Origin of the sequence: Streptomyces mauvecolor, assembly GCF_039532965.1 — a bacterium.
Taxonomy (GTDB): Bacteria; Actinomycetota; Actinomycetes; order Streptomycetales; family Streptomycetaceae; genus Streptomyces; species Streptomyces violascens.
Genome location: NZ_BAAASQ010000011.1, coordinates 99,036 through 124,342, shown reverse-complemented (window position 1 = coordinate 124,342; position 25,307 = coordinate 99,036). Strand labels below are relative to the sequence as shown.

General features: G+C 70.1%; 28 protein-coding genes. 6 read left to right on the top strand and 22 right to left on the bottom strand.

Translation table 11 applies throughout. The features are described from left to right. The first annotated feature begins 65 nt into the window (after positions 1 to 65). Complete coding sequence (locus tag ABD346_RS16815; RefSeq protein WP_344375629.1) at positions 66 to 569, top strand: DUF6177 family protein; 504 nt, start codon at positions 66 to 68, stop codon at positions 567 to 569. 175 nt (positions 570 to 744) lie between these two features. Here the strand turns inward: ABD346_RS16815 and ABD346_RS16810 are convergent, their stop codons facing one another. Then, positions 745 to 1,224, bottom strand: a complete 480-nt coding sequence (locus ABD346_RS16810; protein ID WP_344375612.1) for an ATP-binding protein — start codon at positions 1,222 to 1,224, stop codon at positions 745 to 747. A gap of 237 nt (positions 1,225 to 1,461) precedes the next feature. Here ABD346_RS16810 and ABD346_RS16805 point away from each other — a divergent pair, with 237 nt between their 5' ends. Both ABD346_RS16805 and ABD346_RS16800 read left to right on the top strand, forming a co-directional pair. Beyond that, positions 1,462 to 2,313, top strand: coding sequence for a helix-turn-helix domain-containing protein (locus ABD346_RS16805; protein ID WP_344375609.1), 852 nt, complete (start codon positions 1,462 to 1,464; stop codon positions 2,311 to 2,313). 11 nt (positions 2,314 to 2,324) lie between these two features. Beyond that, entirely contained in the window at positions 2,325 to 2,516 is a 192-nt protein-coding gene (locus ABD346_RS16800) for a hypothetical protein (protein ID WP_344375608.1), read from the top strand. Between the two features lie 60 nt (positions 2,517 to 2,576). Here ABD346_RS16800 and ABD346_RS16795 read toward each other — a convergent pair whose 3' ends face one another. The 15 genes from ABD346_RS16795 to ABD346_RS16725 form a co-directional block, all read right to left on the bottom strand. Continuing rightward, the gene (locus ABD346_RS16795) at positions 2,577 to 2,810 is read right to left on the bottom strand and encodes a hypothetical protein (protein ID WP_344375606.1); all 234 of its coding nucleotides are present in this window, start codon (positions 2,808 to 2,810) and stop codon (positions 2,577 to 2,579) included. A 97-nt stretch (positions 2,811 to 2,907) separates the two neighbouring features. Beyond that, positions 2,908 to 3,528: an OmpA family protein gene (locus ABD346_RS16790; RefSeq protein ID WP_344375605.1), complete on the bottom strand. Its 621-nt coding sequence runs from the start codon at positions 3,526 to 3,528 to the stop codon at positions 2,908 to 2,910. Positions 3,529 to 3,535: 7 nt separating this feature from the next. Continuing rightward, positions 3,536 to 4,138, bottom strand: a complete 603-nt coding sequence (locus ABD346_RS16785) for a hypothetical protein (protein ID WP_344375604.1) — start codon at positions 4,136 to 4,138, stop codon at positions 3,536 to 3,538. Positions 4,139 to 4,168: 30 nt separating this feature from the next. Continuing rightward, on the bottom strand, positions 4,169 to 4,765 hold the full coding sequence (locus ABD346_RS16780) for a pilus assembly protein TadG-related protein (protein WP_344375627.1): 597 nt from the start codon (positions 4,763 to 4,765) through the stop codon (positions 4,169 to 4,171). 8 nt (positions 4,766 to 4,773) lie between these two features. Continuing rightward, positions 4,774 to 5,082 carry a hypothetical protein gene (locus ABD346_RS16775; protein WP_344375625.1) on the bottom strand — a complete coding sequence of 103 codons (309 nt, stop codon included), beginning with the start codon at positions 5,080 to 5,082 and terminating at the stop codon, positions 4,774 to 4,776. 71 nt (positions 5,083 to 5,153) lie between these two features. Beyond that, positions 5,154 to 5,915, bottom strand: coding sequence for a response regulator (locus ABD346_RS16770; protein WP_344375601.1), 762 nt, complete (start codon positions 5,913 to 5,915; stop codon positions 5,154 to 5,156). A gap of 13 nt (positions 5,916 to 5,928) precedes the next feature. Next, positions 5,929 to 7,233 carry a sensor histidine kinase gene (locus ABD346_RS16765; RefSeq protein WP_381229633.1) on the bottom strand — a complete coding sequence of 435 codons (1,305 nt, stop codon included), beginning with the start codon at positions 7,231 to 7,233 and terminating at the stop codon, positions 5,929 to 5,931. After that, entirely contained in the window at positions 7,230 to 8,123 is an 894-nt protein-coding gene (locus ABD346_RS16760; RefSeq protein WP_344375596.1) for a DUF5936 domain-containing protein, read from the bottom strand. Before ABD346_RS16760 ends, ABD346_RS16765 begins: the two co-directional genes overlap by 4 nt. Positions 8,124 to 8,162: 39 nt before the next feature. Further along, positions 8,163 to 9,098 carry a type II secretion system F family protein gene (locus ABD346_RS16755; RefSeq protein WP_344375594.1) on the bottom strand — a complete coding sequence of 312 codons (936 nt, stop codon included), beginning with the start codon at positions 9,096 to 9,098 and terminating at the stop codon, positions 8,163 to 8,165. Positions 9,099 to 9,188: 90 nt separating this feature from the next. Continuing rightward, positions 9,189 to 10,526 (bottom strand): TadA family conjugal transfer-associated ATPase, encoded by a 1,338-nt coding sequence (locus tag ABD346_RS16750; RefSeq protein WP_344375593.1) that lies wholly within the window; start codon positions 10,524 to 10,526, stop codon positions 9,189 to 9,191. Between the two features lie 25 nt (positions 10,527 to 10,551). Beyond that, positions 10,552 to 10,947 carry a pilus assembly protein gene (locus ABD346_RS16745; RefSeq protein WP_344375591.1) on the bottom strand — a complete coding sequence of 132 codons (396 nt, stop codon included), beginning with the start codon at positions 10,945 to 10,947 and terminating at the stop codon, positions 10,552 to 10,554. A gap of 3 nt (positions 10,948 to 10,950) precedes the next feature. Beyond that, positions 10,951 to 11,337, bottom strand: a complete 387-nt coding sequence (locus tag ABD346_RS16740) for a TadE/TadG family type IV pilus assembly protein (protein WP_344375590.1) — start codon at positions 11,335 to 11,337, stop codon at positions 10,951 to 10,953. Positions 11,338 to 11,348: 11 nt separating this feature from the next. Beyond that, a complete protein-coding gene (locus ABD346_RS16735; RefSeq protein ID WP_344375588.1) occupies positions 11,349 to 12,584 on the bottom strand; it encodes a CpaE/TadZ family protein in 1,236 nt (411 codons plus the stop codon). Positions 12,585 to 12,591: 7 nt separating this feature from the next. Next, positions 12,592 to 13,299, bottom strand: a complete 708-nt coding sequence (cpaB, locus tag ABD346_RS16730; protein ID WP_344375587.1) for a Flp pilus assembly protein CpaB — start codon at positions 13,297 to 13,299, stop codon at positions 12,592 to 12,594. Positions 13,300 to 13,368: 69 nt separating this feature from the next. Next, positions 13,369 to 14,304 carry a hypothetical protein gene (locus ABD346_RS16725; protein WP_344375585.1) on the bottom strand — a complete coding sequence of 312 codons (936 nt, stop codon included), beginning with the start codon at positions 14,302 to 14,304 and terminating at the stop codon, positions 13,369 to 13,371. A gap of 352 nt (positions 14,305 to 14,656) precedes the next feature. Between ABD346_RS16725 and ABD346_RS16720 the strand changes: the two genes are divergently transcribed. After that, complete coding sequence (locus tag ABD346_RS16720) at positions 14,657 to 16,420, top strand: chitinase (protein WP_344375583.1); 1,764 nt, start codon at positions 14,657 to 14,659, stop codon at positions 16,418 to 16,420. Between the two features lie 58 nt (positions 16,421 to 16,478). On the opposite strand, the gene ABD346_RS16715 is transcribed toward ABD346_RS16720, so the two are convergent. The 5 genes from ABD346_RS16715 to ABD346_RS16695 all read right to left on the bottom strand — a co-directional run bounded on the left by ABD346_RS16715 (position 16,479) and on the right by ABD346_RS16695 (position 21,388). Further along, on the bottom strand, positions 16,479 to 17,351 hold the full coding sequence (locus ABD346_RS16715) for a S1 family peptidase (RefSeq protein WP_344375580.1): 873 nt from the start codon (positions 17,349 to 17,351) through the stop codon (positions 16,479 to 16,481). A gap of 176 nt (positions 17,352 to 17,527) precedes the next feature. Beyond that, complete coding sequence (locus ABD346_RS16710) at positions 17,528 to 19,006, bottom strand: GntP family permease (protein ID WP_344375579.1); 1,479 nt, start codon at positions 19,004 to 19,006, stop codon at positions 17,528 to 17,530. 123 nt (positions 19,007 to 19,129) lie between these two features. Beyond that, a complete protein-coding gene (locus ABD346_RS16705; protein WP_344375577.1) occupies positions 19,130 to 19,543 on the bottom strand; it encodes a RidA family protein in 414 nt (137 codons plus the stop codon). Then, positions 19,533 to 20,315: an IclR family transcriptional regulator gene (locus tag ABD346_RS16700; RefSeq protein WP_344375575.1), complete on the bottom strand. Its 783-nt coding sequence runs from the start codon at positions 20,313 to 20,315 to the stop codon at positions 19,533 to 19,535. The genes ABD346_RS16705 and ABD346_RS16700 overlap by 11 nt, the downstream gene beginning before the upstream one ends. After that, entirely contained in the window at positions 20,312 to 21,388 is a 1,077-nt protein-coding gene (locus ABD346_RS16695) for a sugar kinase (RefSeq protein WP_344375574.1), read from the bottom strand. Before ABD346_RS16695 ends, ABD346_RS16700 begins: the two co-directional genes overlap by 4 nt. A gap of 135 nt (positions 21,389 to 21,523) precedes the next feature. On the opposite strand from ABD346_RS16695, the gene ABD346_RS16690 reads away from it, so the two are divergent. Both ABD346_RS16690 and ABD346_RS16685 read left to right on the top strand, forming a co-directional pair. Further along, positions 21,524 to 22,813, top strand: coding sequence for an amino acid deaminase (locus tag ABD346_RS16690; protein ID WP_344375572.1), 1,290 nt, complete (start codon positions 21,524 to 21,526; stop codon positions 22,811 to 22,813). Between the two features lie 271 nt (positions 22,814 to 23,084). Further along, positions 23,085 to 24,983, top strand: a complete 1,899-nt coding sequence (locus ABD346_RS16685) for an N-acyl-D-amino-acid deacylase family protein (RefSeq protein WP_344375623.1) — start codon at positions 23,085 to 23,087, stop codon at positions 24,981 to 24,983. Here the strand turns inward: ABD346_RS16685 and ABD346_RS16680 are convergent. Continuing rightward, a complete protein-coding gene (locus ABD346_RS16680; protein WP_344375570.1) occupies positions 24,913 to 25,245 on the bottom strand; it encodes an alkyl sulfatase dimerization domain-containing protein in 333 nt (110 codons plus the stop codon). The genes ABD346_RS16685 and ABD346_RS16680 overlap by 71 nt on opposite strands. Positions 25,246 to 25,307: the final 62 nt, after the last annotated feature.

Sequence of the window (25,307 nt, the reverse complement as noted above, 5' to 3'; positions counted from 1 at the left end):
CACCGCTGCCACACCGCACTCGACGGACACCCGCCCATCACCCGCGTCAACAACCCTGCGGATCAATACATCTAGCCCGCGACAGGGCACGAAGTTCCACCCCCACCTGGCTCGTCGCGGTCGGCGCTCCCGAGAGACCGGCCATCGCCACCACCCGCATCGCCCACACCCGCGCCGGCATCGAGGAACACATCACCCTGGCAGTCGGCCACGCCGCTGGCCAACGCCCGCCCCTGGAGGCGCTGCCGAAGCTGGCGGAGACCCTCGCGGACCGGCACGACCTCGCCACGATGGTCACCGAACTGCGTCCGGCCCGAGCCGACCTCACAGCTCCGGCGCACCATGAGCCGCCGTCCATCCCACTCTCGTTCACCCTCGGCCCCGACGCGGTGGCGGAGCTCGGCCTCGCCCGTACCCGCCGCGCTCTCGCCGAACTGGCCCCCGCGCAACTCGGCCCAACCGCCCGCCCAGCCCTGCACTTCACCTTCGGCGACGGCACCAATACCTCAGCCTGGCAGCGATTGCACCAGGTCACGGCCTACTTGGGCACTGGCCGCAGGTCGGCCTGAGCGGGAGCGCCGCGGCGGCGCATCCTGCATGCCGGGAAGGCGCGAGCAGCGTGGGCTTCACAGGCGCCCATATCCGAGCCGGCCACAGCACTACGCCGCGCCCGGCATCAGCCGAGTGCAGCCCCCGGACCGGCCGCCTCAGCGCCGGACCGGTTGCGCCCTGCTCCGATCAGCCTCAGTTCATGAGGCACGGCAGCACCGCCCAGCTCCGGGTGCCGCCGCCGGGTTCGCGGGATTCGCCGAATCCCCAGTCACCGCCGCAATCCCGTACAACCGCGGCGAGCAGCCGTAGCCCGCCCCGGCGTCGGGCGTCACAGGCAGTGGCGAGCCGGGGATGGGCGTGCCGGGCATGGGCGTCGTACACGATCAGGCGCAGTGCGCTGTCGCGATGCCGGAGGGAGAGGTAGAGGTCCTGGGAGGGGTTCAAGTACGCGGCCACGGCGACCAGTTCGGACGTGGCGAGCACCACTTCGGGCGCGAACGGATCGAGCGCGTGAGCGTGCAGGGCCGAGCGGACCGCGCTGCGCGCGATGCCCGCGCAGTGCGGTTCACCGGGCAGGGTGAGGCTGAGTGACAGCCCCTCCGGGGGTGGTGGGCAGACGATCGGTGCCGGGTGGGCGGCTGGGCAGGCCGCAGTGGTGCGGGTGGTGAGCATCTCTGGCTCCCGTGTGCTGGTGGGCGGGGCAGCGAGCAGTGGCTTGTCTCCCTGGCACGGGCCCACCCCTCCCAGGGGAGGAGCACGCGGGCAGGCTCGCGCGATGCACTTCCAACTCGCTTGCGTAGTTGATTCGTTACCCACTGTAGGGCCAACTTCGGCACACGTGCCACCACTTCAGTGGCAATTGCCCCCACCAGTGGACCGACACACGCGGACGACGGCAGACTGACCCGCATGCCGACGCGCCCTGCCCCTACCGAACGCCAGAAGCGACTCGGCGCCGAGTTGCGCAAGATGCGGACCGCGGCCGGCGCCACCACCGAGTACGCGGCCGGGCTGCTCGGTCTCGACCGGACCAAGGTTTCCAACATGGAGTCGGGGATCCGGCCCATCACCCCCGAACGTGTACGCATGCTCGCGAGCAACTACGAGTGCGCAGACGTCGGCTACGCAGAGGCGCTGGCCAAAATCGCGGCACAACGGGAGCGCGGCTGGTGGGAGCGGTATCGCGGCACGCTGCCCTCGGGTCTCCTCGACATCGCCGAGCTGGAGTGGCACGCCGTACGCCTCCGTACGGCACAGACCGTCCACCTCCCAGGCCTCCTGCACACCGAGGAGTACGCACGGGCCGTGTTCGGCGCGGTGATCCCGCCCCTGCCCCGCCTCGAAGTGGAGCTGCGAGTCACCCATCGCATCGAGCGTCAGCGGGTCTTCGAGAAGGATCCTCCGCTCGACTACGTCGGATACATCCACGAGGCTGCGCTGCGCATGCAGTTCGGGGGCCGCAAGGTGACCCGCGAACAACTCCACCACCTCTGCGCCGCGTCCGAGCACGACCACATCGAACTGCGGGTCATCCCAGTGGAACGCGGCGCCTTCCCCGGCGCCGGGCACGCCCTGCTGTACGCCGAGGGCGTGGTCCCTCAGCTCGACACCGTCCAACTGGATTCGGCACACGGTCCGGAATTCATGCACGCCGAGGCGCAGTTGACCAAGTACCGGGCCCACTTGGACTGGATGGAGGCGGCAGCGCTGCCCGCGACGGAATCCGTCGACTTCATCCAGCGCGTGGCGAGCCAGCTTTAGGAGGGGACGACATGAACCGCATCGAGTGGGAAGAGCCGTACTGCGGCGAGGGCAACAACTGCTTCCGCCTCGGCGTCGACGGTGACGGCAACGCGTACATCGCGGTCGTCGGGCAGGAGGACCACTACCTCACCGACACCCGCGACGCCCTGCGCAACCTCATCCGCGACATCAAGGCCGGAAAGGCGGACCATCTGCTCTGAGTGCTCCGAGCGGGACACGGGCAAGGTCCCGTTCGCCAAGCACCTACGAGGGTGACCTCGTCACCTCTCGGCCTTCTTCGGTTTGTACAGTTTGAGGTCTTTGTTCACGAACAAGTGCACATAGCCGCAATTCCAGCAGATCAGACCGCTCGCCGACTCATTCGCCCAGCCGAAGTTCATGAACTCCATACCTGAGCTGTTGAGTTTCACCTCACGTTCCCGAAACTCATCACCCTGACAGAATATGCACTTGACCCACACATTCCCGATAGCCGCACGTACAGGCTTGGCCACACCATCACCTCTCCCAAGAACAATTCGGAGTGGCGTCACCGTCCCGCACACACCGCTCAGCGGCCAGGATAACCAGGCACTGCGCCCGGCCCCTTTTCTACCCGCTGCTCCGAGTGAAACTGACCTCCACCCGTCGGTTCTTCTTGCGGCCGTCCTCCGTCGAGTTGTCCGAGATCGGGTAGTCCTCGGCGTAACCCCGGATCTCGAAGGTCACGTCGGGGCCGAGCGACAGGGAGAGGGCCTTCTGGACGGCGTCCGCACGCTGCTTGGAGAGGACCACTCCGTGCTCGTGCGTGCCGAGGTTGTCCGTGAAGCCGAAGACCCGGACGTTGGTCGCCTTCTGCTTCTTGATCTCCGCCGCGATGCCCTGGATGCGGTCGTTCGCGTCGGGCGACAGGGCCGCGCTGTCCATCGCGAACAGCACCTCCGCCTGCAGCGCGAACGTCACGCTCGTGTTGGTGTCCGAGCGGCGCTCCTCGCCGCCCTGGTCCTCGACGATCGACTTGATGTCGAGCACCTTCGGCGCCGCGAGCGTGCCGCCCTCGGGGAGCTTCAGGTTCGGGGAGGTGCTGTCCACCTTCATGGAGGGGTCGGACGTCGCTTCCGTGCCGGGCAGTGGGGGGCTGCTCGGCGTCTCGTCGGCGTACGCGGTGGTTCCGCCGGCGGCCAGGACTAGCGCGGCGGCGATCGCTACGGCTGCGTGCCGGGTTCTGGTCATGGCGTGATCACCCGGAGACGGGAACGGTCATGGTGGGGAAGGTGGGCAGTTGGAAGTCGACTTCCTTTGTGCCGTTGGGTGGGGCGGGGAATTGGGCGAAGAAGGGGACGGTCTGGCCCGCCTTCACTCCTACGATTCCCATCGTGCAGAGGCATTTCCCACCCGTGTCGCGGAGTACGTAATAGCGTTTCTTGCCCACCTTGTCGACGAGTGTCGCCCCGGCCACCGAATCGCCGCTGGCCAGCACGTCCTTCTCGGTGCCGACCCAGCCGGAGGTGTCGACGAAGTTCTCCGATCCAGGGTTCTTCAACTGGCCCGACACCGTGACGAATCCGCCCGAATCGCGGGACACGCTGTTGATGGTGAGGACGATCCCGCCCTGACCCGTGGACTCCGCGAGCTTGACCGTGGGGTCGGACTTCGGCGACGAGGAACCCGGCTGCTGGCCACCCCCCGAGGACGCCGACTTCGACTGCGAACCACTGCTAGCTGCGTTCGACTTGCCGTCCTTGCTGTCGCCGCCGCATCCGCCGACAGCCAACGCCAGGGTGACCGCCATCGCCGCCGCCACCGCCCCCCTACGGGCCCTCAACGTATGCCGAACGCTCATCGGTGCCATTCCTCTGCTCGTCGCTTGCTGTCAGTCGACCAGTTTCACGGTGAAGATCTTGTCCAGGGCGGGCCTGGGATCCACGGGCAGGTCCTTGCCGTCGCACGTGATCGTGACCGGAGGAGGCGGCGGCTTCGGACCGCTGCCGCTGCCCTTGGCGGGCGGCAGAACACATCGAAGCTCCACCACCGCCGTGGCATGGGCAGTTGCCTTCTCGTTCTCGGTGCCCGGGATCACCGACTTGCCCACGGTGTACTGGGTCCGGACGCCCACAGTGAACTTGAACTGGCCGACGTCACCGGGGTGAGGATTCCATCCCTGCGGGTCGAGGTCGGCATGGTTCTTCGCAGCGAAACTCACCGCCTCGTCATGCGCAGGGGCGATAAAGGTGCCGTCCTTGAAGATGTCGTCGAGACCGCCGGGCGTCGTGAGCGCGACCAAGAACTTCGGCCCCAGTTCCTCACGGGCGCGCTGCGCTGCGGCGAGAGCAGCCGAATCCGCCGCCCCCTGGGCCCCGTTGCGCGTCGCCGACGCCTGGCCGACCGCGAAGAAGGCGAACGCAAGAAAGAGCAGGCCCGCCACCATCACCACATAGATGGGGAAGGCCTGCCCTCGGTCCTGGCGCAGGTCTGGGATCAGCCGCCGGCCTTGATCTTGTCGATCTGTTCTTTGATCTTGTTCGTGATGGATGTCCCGATCCCGGTCGCCATAATCCCGCCGATAATCGCCACCACCACCAAAATGATCCCCAGATACTCGAACGAAGTCTGCCCCCGGTCCCGGCCCCGGCCCGGGTCCGCCGACGCGTACCGGCGCCGGATGCGGGCGGTCGCCGTGTCCCTCCAGCCGGTCACCCGTACCTGCGCAGCGACGGCGGTCTTCAGCAGCGTGTCCTGCGGCATTTCGCGGCTCTCCTCCGGTTGGGGCGTCACGTCGTACGTCATCGGGAACGTAAGGCGGGGTTCCGGAGGCCGCCGAGGGTCCTGGGGCCCAAATCCGGGCCCAAGCGCGGGACTTACGCACCGGACACCCCCAGCCAGCGGGCGATCGCCTGGCTGCGGGTCGTGGCGTGCAGCTTGGCGAAGATGCGGTTGATGTGGTTCTTGACCGTCTTCTCGCTGATGAAGCACGTGGCCGCGATGTGCTGATTGCTCATGCCCGCCGCGATCAACTCCATCACCTCGGCTTCCCGCGAACTCAGCCTGAAATCTTCCCTGTTGCGCATGGACACTGCTCGCTGTGCAGTTGAAGACTGTGCCACAACCGGTTGCAGTTGCGAAAGGGATTGCGCGGAAATGGGAGACGGCGGGTCCGGTTGCTCGCGTACGTGGGCGAGGAGGGCGTTCGCCGCCGTGGCGGTGAAGACCGCCCTGCCCTCCCTCATCCCCCGTACCGCCGAGGTCAGTTCGTCCGCGGTGAACTCCCCGTGGACCAGATAGCCCCCAGCCCCGAGCCGCAGCGCCTCCCGCACGATCTCGCTCTCCCCGCTGTACGTCAGCATCATCACCGGGGCCAGGCCCACCAGGTGCGGCAGCGCCGCTATGCCGTCGACGCCCGGCATGCGGACGTCCAGCAGGATCACGTCCGGGCGGTGGCGCACCGCCGCCTCGTACGCCTCGCGGCCGTCCGCCGCCTCCGCCGCCACCTCGATGTCGTGGCAGCCGTGCAGCAGCGCCACCAGGCCCGCCCGTACGACCGGGTTGTCGTCCGCGACGACGATCCTCAGCGGACGCACCGGGTCGCACACTCCGATCGCGTACGGCATTCCGTCCGGCATGACACCTCTCCTCTCATGGAGTTCCCGAAGCCATCCGACTGCCGAGCAACTGCACGCCTTCCACATGGAGTTCCACGCGTACCTCCGTGCCCGTCGGCGCCGTCCCCCGGCCCACCCTGATCCGCGCCCCGATCGCCGCCGCCCGTTCCACCATGCCCACCAGGCCGAAGTGGCCCGAGCGTCTCAGGTCGTCCAGAGTGGTGCCGGGCGGCAGGCCCCTGCCGTTGTCGTGGACGCTCAGGCGGAACATCCCGCCCTCGACACCCGCCTCCACCGCGATGCGGGCGGGGCCCGCGTGCCGGTGCGCGTTGTCCATCGCCTCGTTCGCGATCGTGACCAGTTGACGAGCCACCGCCGCCGGGAGGACCGTCGCCCCCCGGCCGTCGCCGAGCGTCTTCCACTCCGCTCCCGATCCCGTTCGTCGCGTGAAGTCCTTTACCGACAAGCGCAGTTCGTCCAGTACGTCCACCTCCCCCGGCGTCCGCCTCAGGTCCGCGAGCAGCTCCCGGGATTCCGCTGCCGCTCTGCGTGCCGCCCTGGCCACGAGTTCGGCCTGCCGGCGGACCGTGGCCGGGTCCACCCGGTCGGCCGAGGCCGCCAGCCCGTCCGCCGCCAGCGCCAGGCCGTGCAGCGTCTTCGCCACCGAGTCGTGCATGTCGCGGGCCAGCCGCGCCCGCTCCTCCTCGACCGCCAGGCGCGCCCTCGTCTCCGTCAGGGCCTGGCTCGCCGCGCCGAAGCGGAAGAGGAGGTTGCGGATCGTCACTCCCACCGCCCCCGCCATGACGCAGAAGCCGGGCAGCAACAGGGCGGAGACGTCGGCTGATTGATGCCTCGGGCCCGTCGCGTACACCACCGTCAGGATCGTCACCTGGAGGCCCGCGAAGACGCCCGCGCCCCGCCAGCCGTACACCAGGCCCGCGAGCAGCGGGGTACAGATCGTGACGTAGCCGAGGGGCGACTCCGGGGTCGCCGTGATCAGCAGGAGTGCGCCGAACACGGCGTCCACCGCGAGCAGCCAGGGGTGGCGCAGGAGCAGCGGGCCGAAGCGTTCCCAGTCGCGGAACAGGACGTACGAGCCCATGAACGTGACCAGGACCGCCGCGCCCACCAGCAGGCCCGGCGCCCCCTTGGCCGCGCCCGCGAGGGCGAAGGGGGCGCCTATCGCGATCATCGCCAGGCGGAAGCCGAACACCTGGCGGCACATCGCCTGGAGTGCGTTGATCTGGAGAGTGGGGGGTGGCAGAGCCTCCGTCGCCCTGCGGCGGTTCAGGTGCGGCATTCTCAACCCCCTTGTCGCCAGCGTCAGTTGGAGGGTCACTTCGGGCCTCCCAGGAAGCCGCCGAAGTCCAGGTTCGCTCCGTAGACGAAGCCCACGCTGAGCAGGATCAGCGTGCCCGGCAGCAGGAACGTCGTCACCGCGAAGGTCGCCTTGGGGACCGCCCGGGCCGCCTTGCGGCGGGCGTTCTGCGCGTCCGTGCGGCGCATGTCGGCGGCGATCGCTATCAGGGTGTCGACGATCGGCGCGCCCAGCTCCTCGCCCTGCTGGAGCGCGGTCACGAACATCGCGACCTGCTCGGAGTCGTTGCGCTTGCGCAGTTCCTCGAAGGCCTGACGGCGGCTGACACCCATGTCCATCTGGCGCAGGGTGATGCGCAGTTCGTCCGCCCAGGGCCCTTCGTACTTGTCGGCGACCCGGTCGAGGGCCTGGCGGAAGCCGAGGCCCGCGCTGGCCACGACGGCGAGTACGTCCAGGAAGTCGGGCAGGGTGCGTTCGATGTGGTCGCGGCGGACCCGGACCGCCGACCAGATGCCGACCTCGACCCAGAACAGCGCGAAGGCCACCATCACCAGGGCGATGATCCAGTGCCCTTCCAGCAGCATGATCAGCGCAGCCGCCGCGCCCAGCATCCCGTACACCGCGCGGCGGGCCGCGTACCGGTCGACGGTGAGGCCGCCCGGGTTGCCCGCGAGGTCGATCTGGCGGCGCTTCCTGCCGACCCGCTCGGGGCCCATCATCCGCAGCACGGCCGGCGCCCAACGCATGCCGAGCCGGTCGACGGCCGAGCCGACGGCGGTGGTGCGCGTCGCGCCGACCTCCAGGGCCACGGAGAGGTCGCTCGGGAGCTTCACCTCGGCCCGGTACATGCGGATGCCGAGGAACATCCCGTACACGCTCAGGCCCATCAGAGCCGCGAAGAGCAGTCCCATTTCTCGCTCACTCCCCTCTCTCCAGCCGGCTGCCCGGGGTCATACGTCGATACGGGACAGGCGGCGGACCACGAAGAATCCGAGGGCGTACAGGGCGATCGAGACCAGCACCGCCGCCTGGCCGAGCAGGGCGCCCGTCATGCGGTCCAGCGCGCCGGGCATCACCGCGTTCAGCATGAGCAGCGCCGCGATCCCGAAGCCGGGCACGGCGTACGCGGTGACCGTCACCTGGGCCAGCGTGGTGCGCACCTCTCGCCGGGTCTCCTTGCGCTCCTCCAGGGTGGTGGTGAGGTTGCGCAGCGAGCTGACGACGGTGCCGCCCGCGCGGTTGGCCAGCACCAACGTCGTCACCAGGACGACCAGTTCGCGGGAGGGGAGCCGGTCGGCGAGTTCGCCGAGTGCGTCGTCGAGGGACTCGCCCATGGCGAGCCGGTCGGTGACCCGGCCCAGTTCCTCGCCCGCCGGGGCCTCCATCTCCTCGGCCGCCATGGCGATCGCGGTTCGCAGCGCGAGGCCGGCCTGGGTGGCGTTGGCGAGGATGCGGGACAGTTCGGGCAGTTGGTTGATGAAGCGCTCGATGCGTTTCTGGCGCTGCCAGTCGAGGAACGAGTTGGCGCTCCACAGCCCCGCGAGCCCGGCGAGCGGGCCGAAGAACGCGGCGAGCACCGATGCCGCGATCAGCCACAGGGCGGCCACCCCGGCCAGCATGTACACGAAGAACTCGCCGGGGGTCAGGTCCAGGCCGGTGGCGGCCAGCTTCAGCTCGATGCGGCGGCCCAGTGTCGTACCGCGCAGTCTGCGGTCCAGGCCCTGGAACGGGCGGTTCCGGCCGGTCGTCTGCTGGCCGCCCGGGTTGGTGAGCCGGTCGATGAGGGCTTCGCGCTGGGCGCGGCCCGCCCCGTAGGAGCGCAGCCCCAGGACCGCGAGCACCCCGGCGAGCAGGGTGACGCCGAGCGTGAGGAAGGAGAGGTTCATCTGCGCTTTCCCTGTCAGTTGGCGGGTGACGGACCCAGTTGGCGGGTGGCGGACTCAGCTGGTGAGGCGGATCAGTCAGCGGGTGACGGATCAGTTGGCGTGGCGGACGGCGAGCTGTTCGGCGCTTGAGGCCACCCCGTACGCCTGCGGAACGGGCTGGTTGGCGAGGTAGAGGCGGTCGGCGACGCGGCGGGGCAGCGGGAAGTACTGGAAGCGGCCGTGGATGCGCCCGTCGGCGGCCATCGGCTGGGCGTCGAAGCGGCAGACGGTGGTGATGCGGTACGGGTCACGGCCGTGCGATTCGAGGACGGCGATCTCGGTGATCTTGCGGGCGCCGTCCGCGTGCCGGGTGAGCTGGACGATGACGTCGACGGCCGAGTTGATCTGGTCGTGCAGGGCCTCGAACGGGACATCGACCTCCGACATCGAGGCGAGGGTCTGGAGGCGCATCAGCGCGTCCTCGGCGCTGTTGGCGTGGACGGTGGCGAGCGAGCCGTCGTGGCCGGTTGACATCGCCTGGAGCATGTCGAGCGACTCGCCGCCGCGGACCTCACCGACGACGATCCGGTCGGGCCGCATGCGCAGTGAGTTGCGTACGAGGTCGCGGATGGAGACGTGGCCCTTGCCCTCGACGTTCGGGGGCCGCGACTCCAGGCGGATGACATGGGCCTGCTGGAGCTGGAGCTCGGCGGAGTCCTCGATGGTGATGATGCGCTCGTGCGGCGGGATCAGGCCGGACAGGGCGTTGAGGAGCGTGGTCTTCCCGGTGCCGGTGGCGCCCGAGACGATGACGTTGAACCGGGCCTGTACGAGCCCGGCGAGCAGCAGCAGCATGTGCTCGTCGAGCGAGCCGAAGGTGATCATCTCCTGGAGCGTGAACGACCTCGGGAAGCGGCGGATGGTGAGCGTCGCGCCGGTCAGGGACAGCGGCGGGATGATCACGTTGACGCGCTCGCCGGACGGAAGCCGGGCGTCCACCATCGGGTTCGACTCGTCCACACGGCGGTTGACCGTCGACACGATCCGCTCGATCGTCTGCATCAGCTGCTCGTGCGAGGCGAACCGGAGCGGGAGTTGCTCCACCCGGCCGCCGCGCTCGACGAAGATCTGGTCGGGGCCGTTGACCATGATCTCGGTGATGGAGGCGTCTTCGAGGAGCGGTTCGAGGATGCCCAGACCGAGGGCCTCGTCCACGACCCGGCGGATCAGCCCGGCCCGCTCGGACGTGGAGAGCACCGGGCCCTCGCGGCTGATGATGTGCCCGAGCACCCGCTCCAGGCGGGCCCGGCGCTCGGCGGCGGCAAGGGACGACATCTCCGCGAGGTCGATCTCCTCCAGGAGCTTGGCCCGGTAGGAGGCGACGAGGTGGCCGTCCTCGCGCCCGGGGCCGGTCTCCTCGGGGACCGCGATGCGTGCCCGCAGACTCATGTGTCTCGTCTCCAGTCGTCTCGGGTCAGGTGTGGGGCTGAAGCTTCGGCATGGTGGAGGTGCGGGTGGCGGTGCCGAAGTCGCTGATGCCGGGGATGACGCTGGGGATCTTGATGGTCACGGTGTACGTCACCCCGTCCCCGCCGCTCCCGGCCGGCGAGACCTTCGGACTGAGCCAGCCGCTGACCGCGGCCGTGCCCGCGGCCACGGGATCCAGCCGGGCCTCGCCCGCTCTCGGATCGTCCAGGCTCGCCGCCCGCGCCGCCGCCCGCGCCCCCGTCCCCGCCTGGTTCACGGCGTACGCGGCGACCCCGAGCTGGATCGCGGCGAGGCCGACGAGCAGCAGGATGGCCACGAACCCGATGTATTCCAGGGCGACTTGACCCCGGTCGTCCGCCCTCCTCCGGTTACGGATGCGCACGGCTCAGCGCTCCTTCACATGGGCGGCGGTGCCGTCGACGGGGAAGCTGTTGAGGACGCCCGGGATCAGGATGGGGATCTTGAGCGTGACCTTGGCCCGGTACATGCCGCCGTCCTCATGGCAGGCCGGGTCGCCCTGGAAAGCGGAGGGCAGCTCGTGCAGGGCCGCCGCCCGGCACGCGCCGTTCGCGTCCCCCTCCGCCGCCGCCCCGGCCCGCGCCCCCTCGTCCGCCGCGTTCCCCGCGAGGACGAAGGTGTAGCCGACCAGGGCGCACTGCCACAGCGCGACCAGAAGCAGCAGGATCAGCGGGACCACGCCGACGAACTCGATGACCGTCTGCCCCCGGTCCCGCTCGCCCCGGGGAATCCGTAGAAGACGCATCCCGCGCATCGGCCTCATCATCAGCCCCTGCGCCTGAGCACCAGGCCGGAACCCCGCGCGGCCCGCGCCTTCGCTCTGCCCTCCGGGGCCTTGAGCAGGCCGAGTTCGCCGGCCAGCGCCCACAGGGCCTGCTTCACCGTGCTCTTGTTGTCGAGGTCGTGCAGGCGGCCCGCGTCGACGGCGGCCTGGAGCTCCTTGAAGTGGGCCGGGATGGCGGTCTGGGCGACCCGGGTGCCGGTGATCTTCTGGACGAGCGGGGGCTGGATCTCGGTGTGCCGGGTGTGCCGGTTGACCAGCGTGGTGGTCTCCTCGGCCTTGCGGATCTGGAGCCGGTCCCACATCCGTACGGTCCGCTTGGCACCCCGTACGGACACCACGTCCGGGGTGGTGACGAGCAGCGCCACGTCGGCCGTCTCGACGGCGGCGGCGTTGGCCGCGTTCATCTGGGTGCCGCAGTCCACCACGACGGCCTCGTAGCGGGTGCGCAGCGCGCCGATGATCTGGCGCGCGGCCCGGTCGGTGACCTCCTCGCCACGTTCGCCTTCGCCGGGGGCGAGCAGCAGGGCCAGCCCGCTCTCGTGGTTGAAGACGGCGTCGGCGAGGACGCGGGGCGAGATGTCGGTGATCGCGGCGAGGTCGGCGATGGAGCGCCGGAACTGGACGTCGAGGTAGGAGGCGACGTCGCCGGCCTGGAGGTCCATGTCGAGAAGAACCGTGGTGCGGCCCGACGCCCTTGCTGCCAGGGCGAGTTGGACCGCCACGAGCGTGGTGCCGACGCCGCCCTTGGCGCCGGTCACGGTGGTCACGGTGCCGCCGGGCCCGGTGAAGACGTCGAGGCTCGCGCCGAGGTGACGGCGTACGCCCGCGGACCACTGGGCCGCCGCCTGGACGCGGACCGCGAGCTCCTCGTACGACAGGGGCAGCGCGACCAGGCCGCGGGCGCCGGAGTCCATGGCGGCGGAGAAGACCGCGGGCCCGGCGTCGGAGGAGATCAGGACGACGCCGACCGCCGGGAAGCGCAGGGCGACCTCGCGGATCAGCTCCAGGGCCGGAACAGGGCCGATGCGTTCGTGGACCAGGACTACCTCGGGGAGCTCGTCCAGGGACTCGGCCGCGAGCCTGGCCAGGGTGTCGAGGAGCTGGGTGGAGTCGCCGACGGGCACGGCGGGTTCGGCGTCGGGGAGCTGGCTGAGCAGGGTGGTGACGGAGCGCGCGGTGTCCGCGTCGGCGACGGCCGGAAGGATTCTGGTGGTCATCCGCACCTCACTGGTCCTTTTCGAGCCGGTACGTACGGTCACCGGGCGGGATCGTGCTGTCGCCGTTGCCGCGGCCGACGAGCGCGAGGCGGACATGGGTGGCGAACGACTCGGCGTAGGCGACCCGTTGGGCGTCGAGGGTGGAGAGGGCGAAGGTGATCGGGACCGCCTGGGTGGTCTGATTCTTGGCGGCGGCGTCCGGGTTGAGCGCCTGCAGCTGACCCACGGCGATCACCCGGGCATTGGCCACGATGAGCTTGGACTCGGGGGTGTCGCCCTGCTTGGTGGCGGCGAAGGTGGCGAAGATGTTGACCGTGTCGCTCGCGTTGATCTTTCCGGCGACACCGGTCGCCGCGTCGATCATGATGGCGATCTCCTGTTCGCCCGGCTTGAGCTGGGGCCGGTCGGTGAACATGCCGTCCTGGAGCAGCGAGCCGCGGGTGAGGTGGGTGGCGGCCATCTTGCCGTTGACGTCGGAGATGTCGGTGACCGCGCCCTGCGAGAGCCACCGTTTGGGCATGCTCGTCCTCACGAACAGGTCGGCCTTGAGCGGCGTGTAGGCGGGGATGTCGTCCTTGAGTTTGTACGCCGTCACCTCCGGCCCCACCTTGGAGTTCACGTCGCTGATCACCGTGAGCACCCCGGCGAACGCGCCGAGGGCGCACAGGACCGAGAGGAGGAGAAGGATGGTGCCGCGGCGCTGGCGGGAGTTCATTGACCGTACGACCTCGTTCGCTGACGTGGGGCAGAGCGGGCAAGTGGCGGGCCTTTGAGGCGCGTTGGGTCAGGGGCCCGGGGCGATGGCGCGGCGGCGTTCGGCCCGGGTGAGGGGCCGGGCGCGATAGGCGGAGGCGGGGACGGGACCGAGGGCGGCGGCGCCGTACGGGTCGGCGGACTCCTCCTCGGGCGGCTGGTGCGAGGCGCAGAATCCGCAGCGGTCGCCGATGAGCTCCATGGCGCACCAGCGGCACTGTTCGCGGCGTACGGAGGCGACGAGTTGGTAGAGGACCGAGATGTCGGGCAGGTAGGCGGCGAACTCGGTCAGTTTGCCGGTGCCCCACCAGGTGGCCGAGTCGGCGGGCAGGGCGGCCTCCTGCACGGCCTTGACCTGCCAGGACGGGGCGAGGGTTCCCGTGATCCAGTCGGCGTTGGCGGTGCCTCGGGCGAGCAGGAGGTGACAGGCGAAGTCGGGCCCGGTGAGGGCGCCGGCCGGGCCGACCTTCACGAGTTGTGGGGCGGGGTTGGCGAGGACGGCGAACTGGCTGCCCGGTATCCAGGACTTGGCGTGCGCGGTCAGGGCGACCGGGATGCGCTCCAGGCGGGTCACGGAGTTGAGGACGGCGCCCGCGTGGATGTAGTGGGAGAGCAGCCGGGCCGCCGAGGCGATGACGCCGGGGCTGAAATCGCAGACCGACAGCTGCCTCAACTGCCGCACGAGGATGGCGAGTCCCAGCGGCGGAAGATCGGATTTGATCAGGGTGATCCGATCCGTTTCCAGGAGAGACCGAACGGTATGCAGCCGGTGTTCATGGGCGGCGTCAATTGATGCCGGATAGAACGCGATGACATAGCCGTGCTGTTCCAGGAGGCGGTGCATGTCGACGAGTGCGGCATCGAGCGGCTGGGCGTGCGGCGACTGGAACAGCGCCGCGAGCGGCGTCTGCGGATCGGTCGGCGGCAGCACCAGGTCGGGGCTGGTGACGGCTATCGCGGTCGGCACGTCGCGGGCCCCCGTTCACTGATCGCGGTCGCCACCTTGCGGCCCCCGTTCCCTTCGGACGCGCGAGCGTGTGCGAGCCCCCACGACCGCAACTGATCACTGCAATTCCCACCTGCCTCAGCACTTTATCCACGACCTACCGGCCGGAGAACCGTCTTCTCCTTTCCTGTGTGCTTCCACGGCCGGTTTTGGTGCGCGTGGGACGGGAGTTGCGTGGAAAGTCAGCCAGCCGTGCGGCCGGAATTGATCCTTCACTCCAGAAGGCCGAACGAGCGAGCGCCACAGGGAGCCCAGGCGCAGGACCGTGTACGGGTCACCGCCAGAGGTCTTGACAACCCAATTGGTCTGGACCATGTTGTGCGACCAGGACGCCCCACCCCCACTCCCCCACGTCCTCCTCTCCTCCCAACTCCCCTCCCGGAGGCAGCAAGTGAACCGTGCAAGATTCGGTCTTGCCGTGGCCGCGGCCGGCGCGCTCTCCATAGCCGGGCTCACCGGCGTCGCGTCGGCGGCCGATGTCAACAACGCCAAGAACGCCGGGTTCGAGTCGGGCCTCGGCGGCTGGAGCTGCACGGCCGGCAGCGGCTCGGTCGTCTCCTCCCCGGTGCACGGCGGAACCGCCGCCCTCAAGGCGACGCCGTCGGGCTCCGACACCGGCCAGTGTTCGCAGACCGTCGCGGTCAAGCCCAACTCGACCTACACGCTGAGCGCCTGGGTGCAGGGCAGTTACGTCTACCTCGGCGCGAGCGGCACCGGCACCACCGACGTCTCGACCTGGACGCCGGGCACCGGCAGCGGCTACGGCCAGCTGTCCACGACGTTCACCACCGGCTCCTCGACGACCTCCGTGCAGATCTACACCCACGGCTGGTACGGCCAGCCCGCGTACTACGCCGACGACATCTCGGTGTACGGACCCGACGGCGGCGGGGGCGGCGACCCCGCGCCGACGATTCCGGCGGCTCCGGGCGGTCTGGCGGTCGGCTCGGTCAGCTCGTCCTCGGTGAACCTGTCGTGGGGCGCGGTGTCGAACGCGACGGGTTACAACGTCTACCAGGGCGGCACCAAGGTGCAGTCGGTGACGAGCAGTTCGGCGACCGTGACCGGGCTGAGCGCCTCGACCTCGTACCAGTTCCAGGTGACCGCGACCAACGCGGCGGGCGAGTCCCCGAAGTCGGCGGCGGTGACCGGCACGACGTCCGGCTCCAGTGGCAACCCGGGCGGCGGGACCGTGCCCAAGCACGCGGTGACCGGCTACTGGCAGAACTTCAACAACGGCGCGACCGTGCAGAAGATCAGCGACGTGCCGGCGAACTACGACATCATCGCGGTCGCCTTCGCGGACGCCACCACGACGCCGGGCGCGGTGAGCTTCACGCTCGACACCAACGGCCTGGGCGGCTACAGCGTCGACCAGTTCAAGGCGGACATCGCGGCCAAGCACGCGGCGGGCAAGTCGGTGATCATCTCGATCGGCGGCCAGAACGGCACGATCTCGGTCAGCGACTCCGCCTCGGCGAACAACTTCGCGAACTCCGTCTACTCGCTGATGCAGACGTACGGCTTCGACGGCGTCGACATCGACCTGGAGAACGGCCTCAACTCCACCTACATGACACAGGCGTTGAAGTCCCTCTCCGCCAAGGCGGGCAGCAAGCTCGTGATCACGATGGCTCCGCAGACCATCGACATGCAGTCCCCGTCGAACGAGTACTTCAAGACGGCGCTCAACATCAAGGACATCCTGACCGTCGTCAACATGCAGTACTACAACAGCGGCTCGATGAACGGCTGCGACGGCAAGGTGTACTCGCAGGGCACGGTCGACTTCCTGACCGCACTCGCCTGCATCCAGCTCCAGGGCGGCCTCGACCCGTCGCAGGTGGGCCTCGGCCTGCCGGCGTCGACGTCCGGCGCGGGCAGCGGCTATGTGTCGCCGTCGGTGGTGAACGCGGCGCTCGACTGCCTGACCCAGGGCACGAACTGCGGCTCGTTCAAGCCGTCGAAGACGTACCCGGGCCTGCGCGGCGCGATGACGTGGTCCACCAACTGGGACGCGTCCTCGGGCAACGCCTGGTCGAACGCGGTGGGTCCGCACGTACACGCCCTGCCGTAACGGGTGGCAACGGACAGCAGCGCCGCCCGCAAGCCCGGACGGCGCTGCTGTCGCGCGCTTACGGCTTGGGCAGCGTGCAGCCGGCCCGGGTCAGGTCGATCTTGTTACCGGCCCCGATGCAGGGAACGATGATGTACGTCTCCTCGGCATAGTTGATGCCCTGGCGTACGGTCACGTTGCCGTTCTCGTCGACCTCGCACGGGTTGTTCTCCGTGCACCGCTCGCCGTCCTCGTTCCCGGTGTTGTTGACGGCGACGACCTTGCCGGTGGTCGTGTCGATCACCGGCGAGCCGGAGGTTCCGCCGATGGTGTTGCAGGACGAGGTGTAGCGGACCGAGTCCTTCCAGGTCCAGTCGCCCTCCTTCAGCCGGTAGACGAAGCCGTCCACGTTGCAGCTGTAGGTCCGCTTCCAGTACCCGGAGACGACCTTGATCGCCGAACCCTGCGTCGGGTGCGCGTCGTTGAGGGTGAGCGCGCTGATCCCGTAGCTGCTCTGGATCTTGGCGTACGTCGTGTTGAGCTGGTAGATCGATATGTCGGTGTCGGTCATCGTGGCGTACGAGACCTTGGTGGCGCGCAGGGTGGCGACCTTGGACCCCGACGCGTTCAGCAGCGAGAACGAGCGGGACGACGGCTGGTCCGTGATGACCTCGCCTGCGGCGGGGAATCCGCTTTCGAGGCAGTGCCCGTTGGAGAGCACGAGCGCGGGGTCGTTCGGCTGCGAGCTGGGCGTACGGATCACGGAGCCCGAACAGTTGCTCAGCGCCACGGTCCCGGCGAAGTTGACCGCCTTGGCGGCGGCCTTGGCGGGGGCGGCCTTGACGGGGGCCTTGCTGTCGGAGGGCTGAGCCGCGACGGCGGGCACCGCGCCCGCGGTCGCGAGCAGCAGGGCACAGACGGCGCCGAGTGCGCCGACGTAGGACTTCTTCATGTGGGGGTTCCCTTTTTGAGGGTGCTCGGATGATGAAGGAGTGCGGTTTTGTCATGCGCATTGTTGAGGGTCCACTGGGCAACGGGCAAGTGGACAAAAGGAGTTGTATGCGTGCTGGAAGGGATGGCCGAAGCAGCCCGTAGCGGGCAACCCCCACCGGCCACCCCCTCGGGCTCCTAGATCACCAGACTGAGCACCGCCGCCACCGCGAAGCCCGCTACCGACAGGACCGATTCCAGGACCGTCCAGGACTTCAGGGTGTCCCGTTCCGTGATGCCGAAGTACTTGGCCACCATCCAGAAGCCGCCGTCGTTCACGTGCGAGGCGAAGATCGAGCCCGCCGAGATCGCCATGATGATCAGGGCCAGGTGGGCCTGGGAGTAGCCGAAGCCCTCCACCAGGGGGACCACGATGCCGGCCGTCGTCACGATCGCCACCGTGGCCGAGCCCTGGGCGACGCGCAGGACGACCGAGATCAGCCAGGCCAGGAGGATGACCGGGAGGCCTACGTTGTTGAAGGTGGTGGCCAGCGCGTCCGCGATGCCCGAGGCCTTCAGGACCGCGCCGAAGATGCCGCCCGCGCCGACCACCAGCAGGATGTTGCCGACCGGCTTGAGGGATGAGGTCGACACCGTTTCGAGGGACTTGCGGGACCAGCCGCGCCGGATGCCGAGCAGGTAGTAGGCGAGGACGAGGGCGAGGGTCAGGGCCACGAAGGGGTTGCCGAAGAACTCCAGGACCGAGCGCAGCGTGGAGGGGTCCAGGGCGATCGAGGAGAAGGTGGCGGCCAGGATCAGGATCAGCGGCGTGCCGATGATGGCGAGGACGGCGCCCAGCGGTGGCGGTTCCTCGCGCGGGGTGACCCCGGCGGCCCGCTGTTCGGCGGCGACGGCGGCCTTCGCCTCCTCGGCGGCCTCCAGCATGTCCTGCGGGACCTCGACGAAGATCCGCTTGCCGATCCAGGCGGCGTAGCCCCACGCGGCGAGCACGGACGGGATGCCGACCAGGGCGCCCATCAGGATGACCCAGCCGAGCGAGACGTGGAACAGGCCGGCCGCGGCCACCGGGCCGGGGTGCGGCGGCAGGAACGCGTGGGTCATGGACAGGCCCGCGAGCAGCGGCATGCAGTACAGCAGGATCGACTTGCCGGACCTCTTGGCGGCCGCGTACACGATGGGCGCGAGGACGAAGATGCCGACGTCGAAGAAGACCGGGATGCCGAAGATCAAGCCGGTCAGGCCCATGGCCAGGGGGGCGCGTCGCTCCCCGAACACATTCAGCAGCCGGGTGCTCAACACCTCGGCGCCGCCGCTGACTTCGAGGATCGCGCCCAGCATCGTGCCGAGCCCGATGATGATCGCCACATGGCCGAGGATGCCGCCCATGCCGGACTCGACGACCGAGACGGCGGCGGACTTCTGGACCGTACCGAAGAGTTCGGTCACCGACAGGCCCGCGCCGAGGCCGACGGCTATGGAGACCGCGAGCAGGGCCACGAACGGCTGGAGCCTGACCTTGATGATCAGGAAGAGCAGCAGGGCGATGCCCAGGACGGCGACGGTCAGGAGACCGGCGGTGCCGCCGACGAGGGGCAGGATGCCGCCCGTGTGGACGGGGGGTGGTGGGGTGGCGGCCGCGACAGCTTGGAACAACATGTGCCAACTCCGTTGTACAGCAGGGGGGTTCCAGGGCAGGGGGGACCGCGGCACGGCACCCCGGCGGTCCGGGGTACCGCACCGTGCGGCGGGTCGAGCGGTGTGACTAAGGGCAGCAAGGAATTACGCGTCCAGTACGGCGAGGGCATCGATCTCGATGAGCAGGCCGGCCGGGAGACCGACGTACACGGTCGTGCGGGCGGATGCGGGCGCCTTGAGCCCCTGCTCCTCGAAGTAGGCGTTGTAGATCTCGTTCATCTCCGCGAAGTGGTCCACGTCCGTCAGATAGACGCGCATCATCATCACGTCGTCCCAGCTCGCGCCGCCCTCCTCCAGGATCGCCTTGACGTTGGCGAAGGTCTGGAGGGTCTGCTCGCGCAGGGTGGGCCCGGCCGGGGTGGGCGCGCGGCCCTCGACGGCCGGCAGGAAACCGACCTGGCCGGCGACCTGGAGGATGTTCCCCTTCCGCACGCCGTGCGAGAACTTGGCGGGCGGGGTGGTGTGCGTGGCGGGGGTGAGGGCGGTCTTATCGGTCATCGGAACTTCCTTGTGCGGGTGGGGTGTCGGGGGCGGTACCGGAGTACTCGCGGCTGATGTCTTCCGCGGTGCGGCGCACCTGGGGAAGCAGGGTGAGGAGTTCCTCGGCCGTGACGACGACGTTCGGCGCGGACACCGACATGGCGGCGACGACCCGGCCGTCCGCACCGCGGATGGGGGCCCCGATGCAGTTGATGGACTCCTCGTGACCACCGAGGTCGGTGGCCCAGCCCTGTTCGCGCACGGTCGCCAGCTCCTTGAGGAAGGCGGCGGCGTTGGGCGTCGAACGGGACGTGTAGGTGGGGTAGTCGAGCTTCTCCGCGACGGCTCGGCGCTCGGCCTCCGGCAGGTCGGCGAGCAGCAGCTTGGCGACGGCGGCGACGGTGATCGCGACCGGCTTCCCGATCCGCGAGTACATCCGCACGGGGTAGCGGCTCTCGACCTTGTCGATGTAGAGGACCTCTCCCTCCTCGTGCACGGCGAGGTGGACGGTGTGCCCGATCCGCTCGTTGAGCGCGACGAGGTGGGGGTGGGCGATCTCGCGTACGTCCAGGTTCTCGACGGCTTCCTGGGCGAGCGCGAAGAGGCGGGCGCCGAGCCGGTAGCGCTGGTCCTCCTGGCGGTAGACGAGGCCGTGCTCGTGCAGGGTGCGCAGGAGCCGCAGCGCGGTGGACTTGTGCACCCCGAGCCGGTCGGCGACCTGCCCTAGGTCGGCGGGGCCCTGCGCGAGCAGCGGCAGGATGCTCAGCGCCCGGTCGACGGTCTGACTCATGGCGTACGTACCTCCTGGTCGTCCCCCGTCCACCCGGGGCCGAGACGAAGTCTCCCCCAGCCGGTGTCGTCGAGGGCCACGAGCCGGTCGGCGTGTGCGCGGGTCGGCGGCTGGGTGAGATCCCCGGGCACGGTGAGCACGGCGGCCGCCATGAGGTGCCCGTGCCGGATGCGGTCGCGCACGGGGAGGCCGCGGAGGGTGGCACTGAGAAACCCGGCGGCGAATGCGTCGCCTGCGCCTACGGGGGCGACTACGTCGACACGGGGAGGACGTACGAGGGTGGCCACCCCGTCGCCGTCCCCGAGCCCTTCGGTGGCCTCGGGCCCCCTCTCGAAGACGATGGCCCCGCCCTTGCCCAGCTTCACGACCAGGACGGCCGGCTCCGGCAGCGCATTGCTGATGGCATGGGTTCCCCGCAGCCCCCACGCCTCCTCCGCCTCGTCCTCCCCCACGAAGACGACGTCCGCCCCCCGGGCCAGTTCGAGCAGCACGGCGGGTCCCGCCGCGTCCCGCCACAGCCCCGGCCGGTAGTTGACGTCGAACGAGACGAGGGGGCGGCCGGGACGGCGGGAGACGAGGGCGCGCATCAGGGCGAGGCAGTCGTCGGAGAGCGCGGCCGTGATGCCGGACAGGTGCAGGATCCGCCCGCCCCACAGGTCCCGGTACGGCACGGTCGCCGGCGACATCGCGGAGGCCGCCGACCCGGCGCGGTAGTAGAGCACCTCATGGCCGTCGGCCGCCCGGTCGTCGGCGGTGCGGAAGTAGATCCCGGTGGGCCGCACCGGGTCGCGGCGTACGGCGCTCACGTCGACCCCGTACGCGCCGATCGCCTCGACCAGATGGTCGCCGAAGCCGTCCGAGCCGACCCGGCCGACCCACTTCGCACGGTGCCCGGCCGCCGCGAGCGCGCAGGCCACGTTGGACTCGGCGCCGCCTATCGTCCGCTCGAACGCGGGAACATCGGCGAGGCGGCCCGGCCGGGCCGGGAGGAAGGTGACCATGGACTCGCCGAGGCAGACGACGTCGACGGGAGTGTCGGCGTCGTCCGCGGCGGCTGGGGATCCGGTGGTCACTGCTGGCTCCTCGCTGATGGGCGGCCGAGGCCGGTCATTGACCCGGCGTTGGCCCGGATGTTAGACAGCATTGAGCGATATACGCAATGGGTGTTGCAGATGCTGCAACGCCACCCGAGGAGGGTGAGGTTTTCCGTGGCAGCCACCGATCGCGAAGACAGGCTTGCGGCGCTGGGCGCCGAACGCGTCGACCACCGCTTCAAGGGGCTGCCGCCGGACGCGGACGGGCTCACCGTCGCCGAGCTCGCCGCCCAGCGCCGCGACCTCTTCACCGGCGGCTTCAGCACTCCGGTCCTCACCCTGTCCGCGGAGTCCCTGGAGCACAACCTCGCCCTCCTGGAGACGTACGCGGAACGCCACGGCCTGGCCTTCGCGCCGCACGGCAAGACCACGATGGCGCCGCAGCTCTTCGCCCGCCAGGTCGAGCGCGGCGCCTGGGGGATCACCCTCGCCATGCCCCACCAGGTGCGCGTGGCGAGGGCGTTCGGGACCGAGCGGATCTTCCTCGCGAACGAGCTCGTGGACGCGCCCGCGCTGCGCTGGATCGCCGCGGAGCTGTCGCGGGACCCGTCCTTCCGCTTCATCTGTTACGTCGACTCCGTACGCGGGGTCGAGCTGATGGACGAGGCGCTGCGGGGCTCCGCCCGGCCGGTGGACGTGGTGGTCGAGCTCGCCGCGGGCGACGGCGCGCGGACGGGTGTGCGTACGGCGGCGGAGTGCGCGGAGGTCGCCGACGCGGTGGGCCGCGTCGGGACGCTGCGGCTCGTCGGCGTCGCAGGGTACGAGGGCGAGGTTCCGCAGGCCGACCCCGCGCGGGTGGGGGCCTATCTGGAGCGGATCGTCTCGCTGGCGGTCGACTTCGACAAGGCGGGTCGGTTCGCGGGGCTCGGCCTCGATGAAATCGTGGTCAGCGCGGGGGGATCGGCGTGGTTCGACTCGGTCGCGGAGACCTTCGCCGCCATCCCCGAACTGTCGCTCCCCGTACTGAAGTTGCTCCGCTCCGGGGCGTACGTCTCGCACGACTCGGGGCACTACCGGAAGCTGACCCCGTTCAACCGGGTGCCCTCGGAGGGCGCCCTCCAGCCGGCCTTCCGGCTCTGGGCCCAGGTCGTGTCGCGGCCCTCGCCGGAGCAGGCGTTCGTGAACGCGGGGAAGCGGGATGCGGCGTACGACCTCGACCTGCCCGTGGCGGAGGTGGTGCGGGATGCGGCTTCCGGGGTTGTCCGGCCCGCGTCGGGCATCTCGGTGACGGGGCTCTCCGATCAGCACGGGTGGCTGCGTACGGCGGAGGGGGTTTCGCTGTCCGTCGGGGACTGGGTGGGGATGGGGCTTTCGCATCCGTGCACGGTGTTCGACAAGTGGGGGTTGATTCCGGTGGTGTCGGGGGACGGGGCGGTGTCGGACTACATCCGCACGTACTTCTGACCCTGGCCCCGCCCGGGGCTCCGCCCCCGACCCCGGGGGTTCGCCCACCCACCCGCCCGTTGCTCAGGACTGGATGGCTCGGCCCCTGGGGCTGCGCCCCAGACCCCCTGCGGGGGCTGCGCCCCCGGACCCCCGTTCGCGCCTTAAGGGCGCTCGTCCTCAATCGCCGGACGGGCTGGGAGTGCCTGTGCGGGCGGCTGGCAGGTGCTGGACGGGCTGGGAGTGCCTGGAAGGGCGGTGCGCAAGGAGCCGGGCGGGCTGAAGATGCTCGATCCTGCCGGGACCAACCCTGCTAGGGGCGCGGGGAACTGCGCGACCAGCCACGCACGGCCCGCAGCCGAAGGCGGCTCTAGGGAACGCGGGGAACTGCGCGAGCAACCACCCACGGCCCGAAGCCAGAAACGGGGTTTGGGGGCGCGGGGAACTGCGCGAGGGGTCGCCGACGGCCCGCAGACTGTCGACCACGCCCCGGGCCCAGCACCACCCACCAGCCGACCCACCCACCCCCGGAGGGTCTAGGGGAAGGGGCGGGGTGGGGGAAAAGACCCGACTCACACGAGAGGCACGCATGGACCTCCTAATCCAAGACGCCCGCGTCATCGACGGCACCGGCACCCCCTCCCACCCCGCCGACGTCGGCATCACAGACGGCCGGATCGCCGCGATCAGGAAACCCGGCGAGCCGCCGCTCACCGCCCGCCGCACCCTCCGTGCCCACGGCCTCGCCCTCGCACCCGGGTTCATCGACATGCACGCCCACTCCGACCTCGCCCTGCTCCGCGACCCGGACCACAGCGCGAAGGCCGCCCAGGGCGTCACCCTGGAGGTGCTCGGGCAGGACGGGCTCTCGTACGCGCCCGTCGACGACCGCACGCTCGGCGAGGTCCGCCGGGCCATCACCGGGTGGAACGGCGACGGCAGCGACATCGACTTCGACTGGCGCACCGTCGGCGAGTACCTCGACCGCCTCGACCGCGGCATCGCCGTCAACGCCGCCTATCTCATCCCGCAGGGCACGGTCAGGATGTACGCCGTCGGCTGGGACGACCGGCCCGCCACCCGCCAACAGCTCGACCACATGCGCCAGTTGGTGGCCACATCCATGGAAGAGGGTGCTGTCGGCATGTCCTCCGGGCTCACCTACACGCCCGGCATGTACGCCACCGACTCCGAGCTCACCGAGCTCTGCCGCGTCGTCGCGCGCTACGACGGCTACTACTGCCCCCACCACCGCTCCTACGGCACCGGCGCCCTCGAAGCGTACGAGGAGATGGTGCGGCTCACCCGGGACGCCGGGTGCTCCCTCCACCTCGCGCACGCCACCATGAACTTCGGCGTGAACAAGGGCCGGGCTCCCGAGCTGCTCGCCCTGCTCGACGACGCCCTCGCCTCCGGGGCGGACATCAGCCTCGACACCTACCCGTACACCCCCGGGTGCACGACTCTCGTGGCGATGCTGCCCAGTTGGGCCAGTGAGGGCGGGCCCGAGGCCACTCTCGGGCGGCTTCGGGACGACGCCACCGCCGAGCGCATCCGGCATCACATGGAGGTCGTCGGCGCGGACGGCTGCCACGGCGTGCCCATCGACTGGGGCACGATCGAGATCTCGGGCGTGAGCCACCCCGGCCTCGCCGACTGTGTCGGGAAGACCGTGGCCGAGGCCGCCGCCCGGCGCGGCGAGGCGCCCTGGACCACCGCCCGGCGGCTGCTCGTCGACGACGGGCTCGGGTCCACGATCCTCCAGCACGTCGGCCACGAGGAGAACGTGCGGGCCATCATGCGGCACCCCGTGCACACGGGTGGCAGCGACGGCATCCTCCAGGGGGACAAGCCGCACCCCCGCGCCTACGGCACGTTCCCGCACTATCTCGGGCACTACGCGCGGGAGTTGGGCGTCATGTCACTCGAGGAGACCGTCGCTCATCTCACCTCCCGGCCCGCCGCCCGGCTGCGGCTGCCCGACCGGGGGCTCGTCCGTGAGGGCTACCGCGCGGACCTCGTCCTGTTCGACCCGGACACGGTCGCGGCGGGCTCCACCTTCGAGTCCCCGCGCACGCTGCCCGTCGGCATCCCGTACGTCCTGATCGACGGGAAATTCGTCATCGAGGACGGCAGGCGGACCGGTGTGCTGGCGGGCCGCTCGGTGCGGCGGACGCCCGGGGTGCGGTGAGCGCGCCGGTCGACAGTTCGCGCGCCGCCGTCAGATAGACCGTACGCAGGGGGCCGTAGTCGGCCGAGTAGGCGAGCTGGGTGAGCGCGAGGGCCTGCAGGGCCCGCGCGCTGCGCCGGGCGGCCCGGGGGGCGGCAGCCCCGACCACCTCGTCGAGGAGCTCGATCACCTTGTCGTAGTGGGGAGCCGGCGCGTCGTACTCGCGCTGCGCGGCGGCGAGCAGCCCCCGCCACCGCAGCCGCCCATGGGACCGGTCGGTCATGGCCACTGCCTCCTGATGCGCGCCGGGATGGACGTACGGGACGCTAGGAACACCCCGGCCCG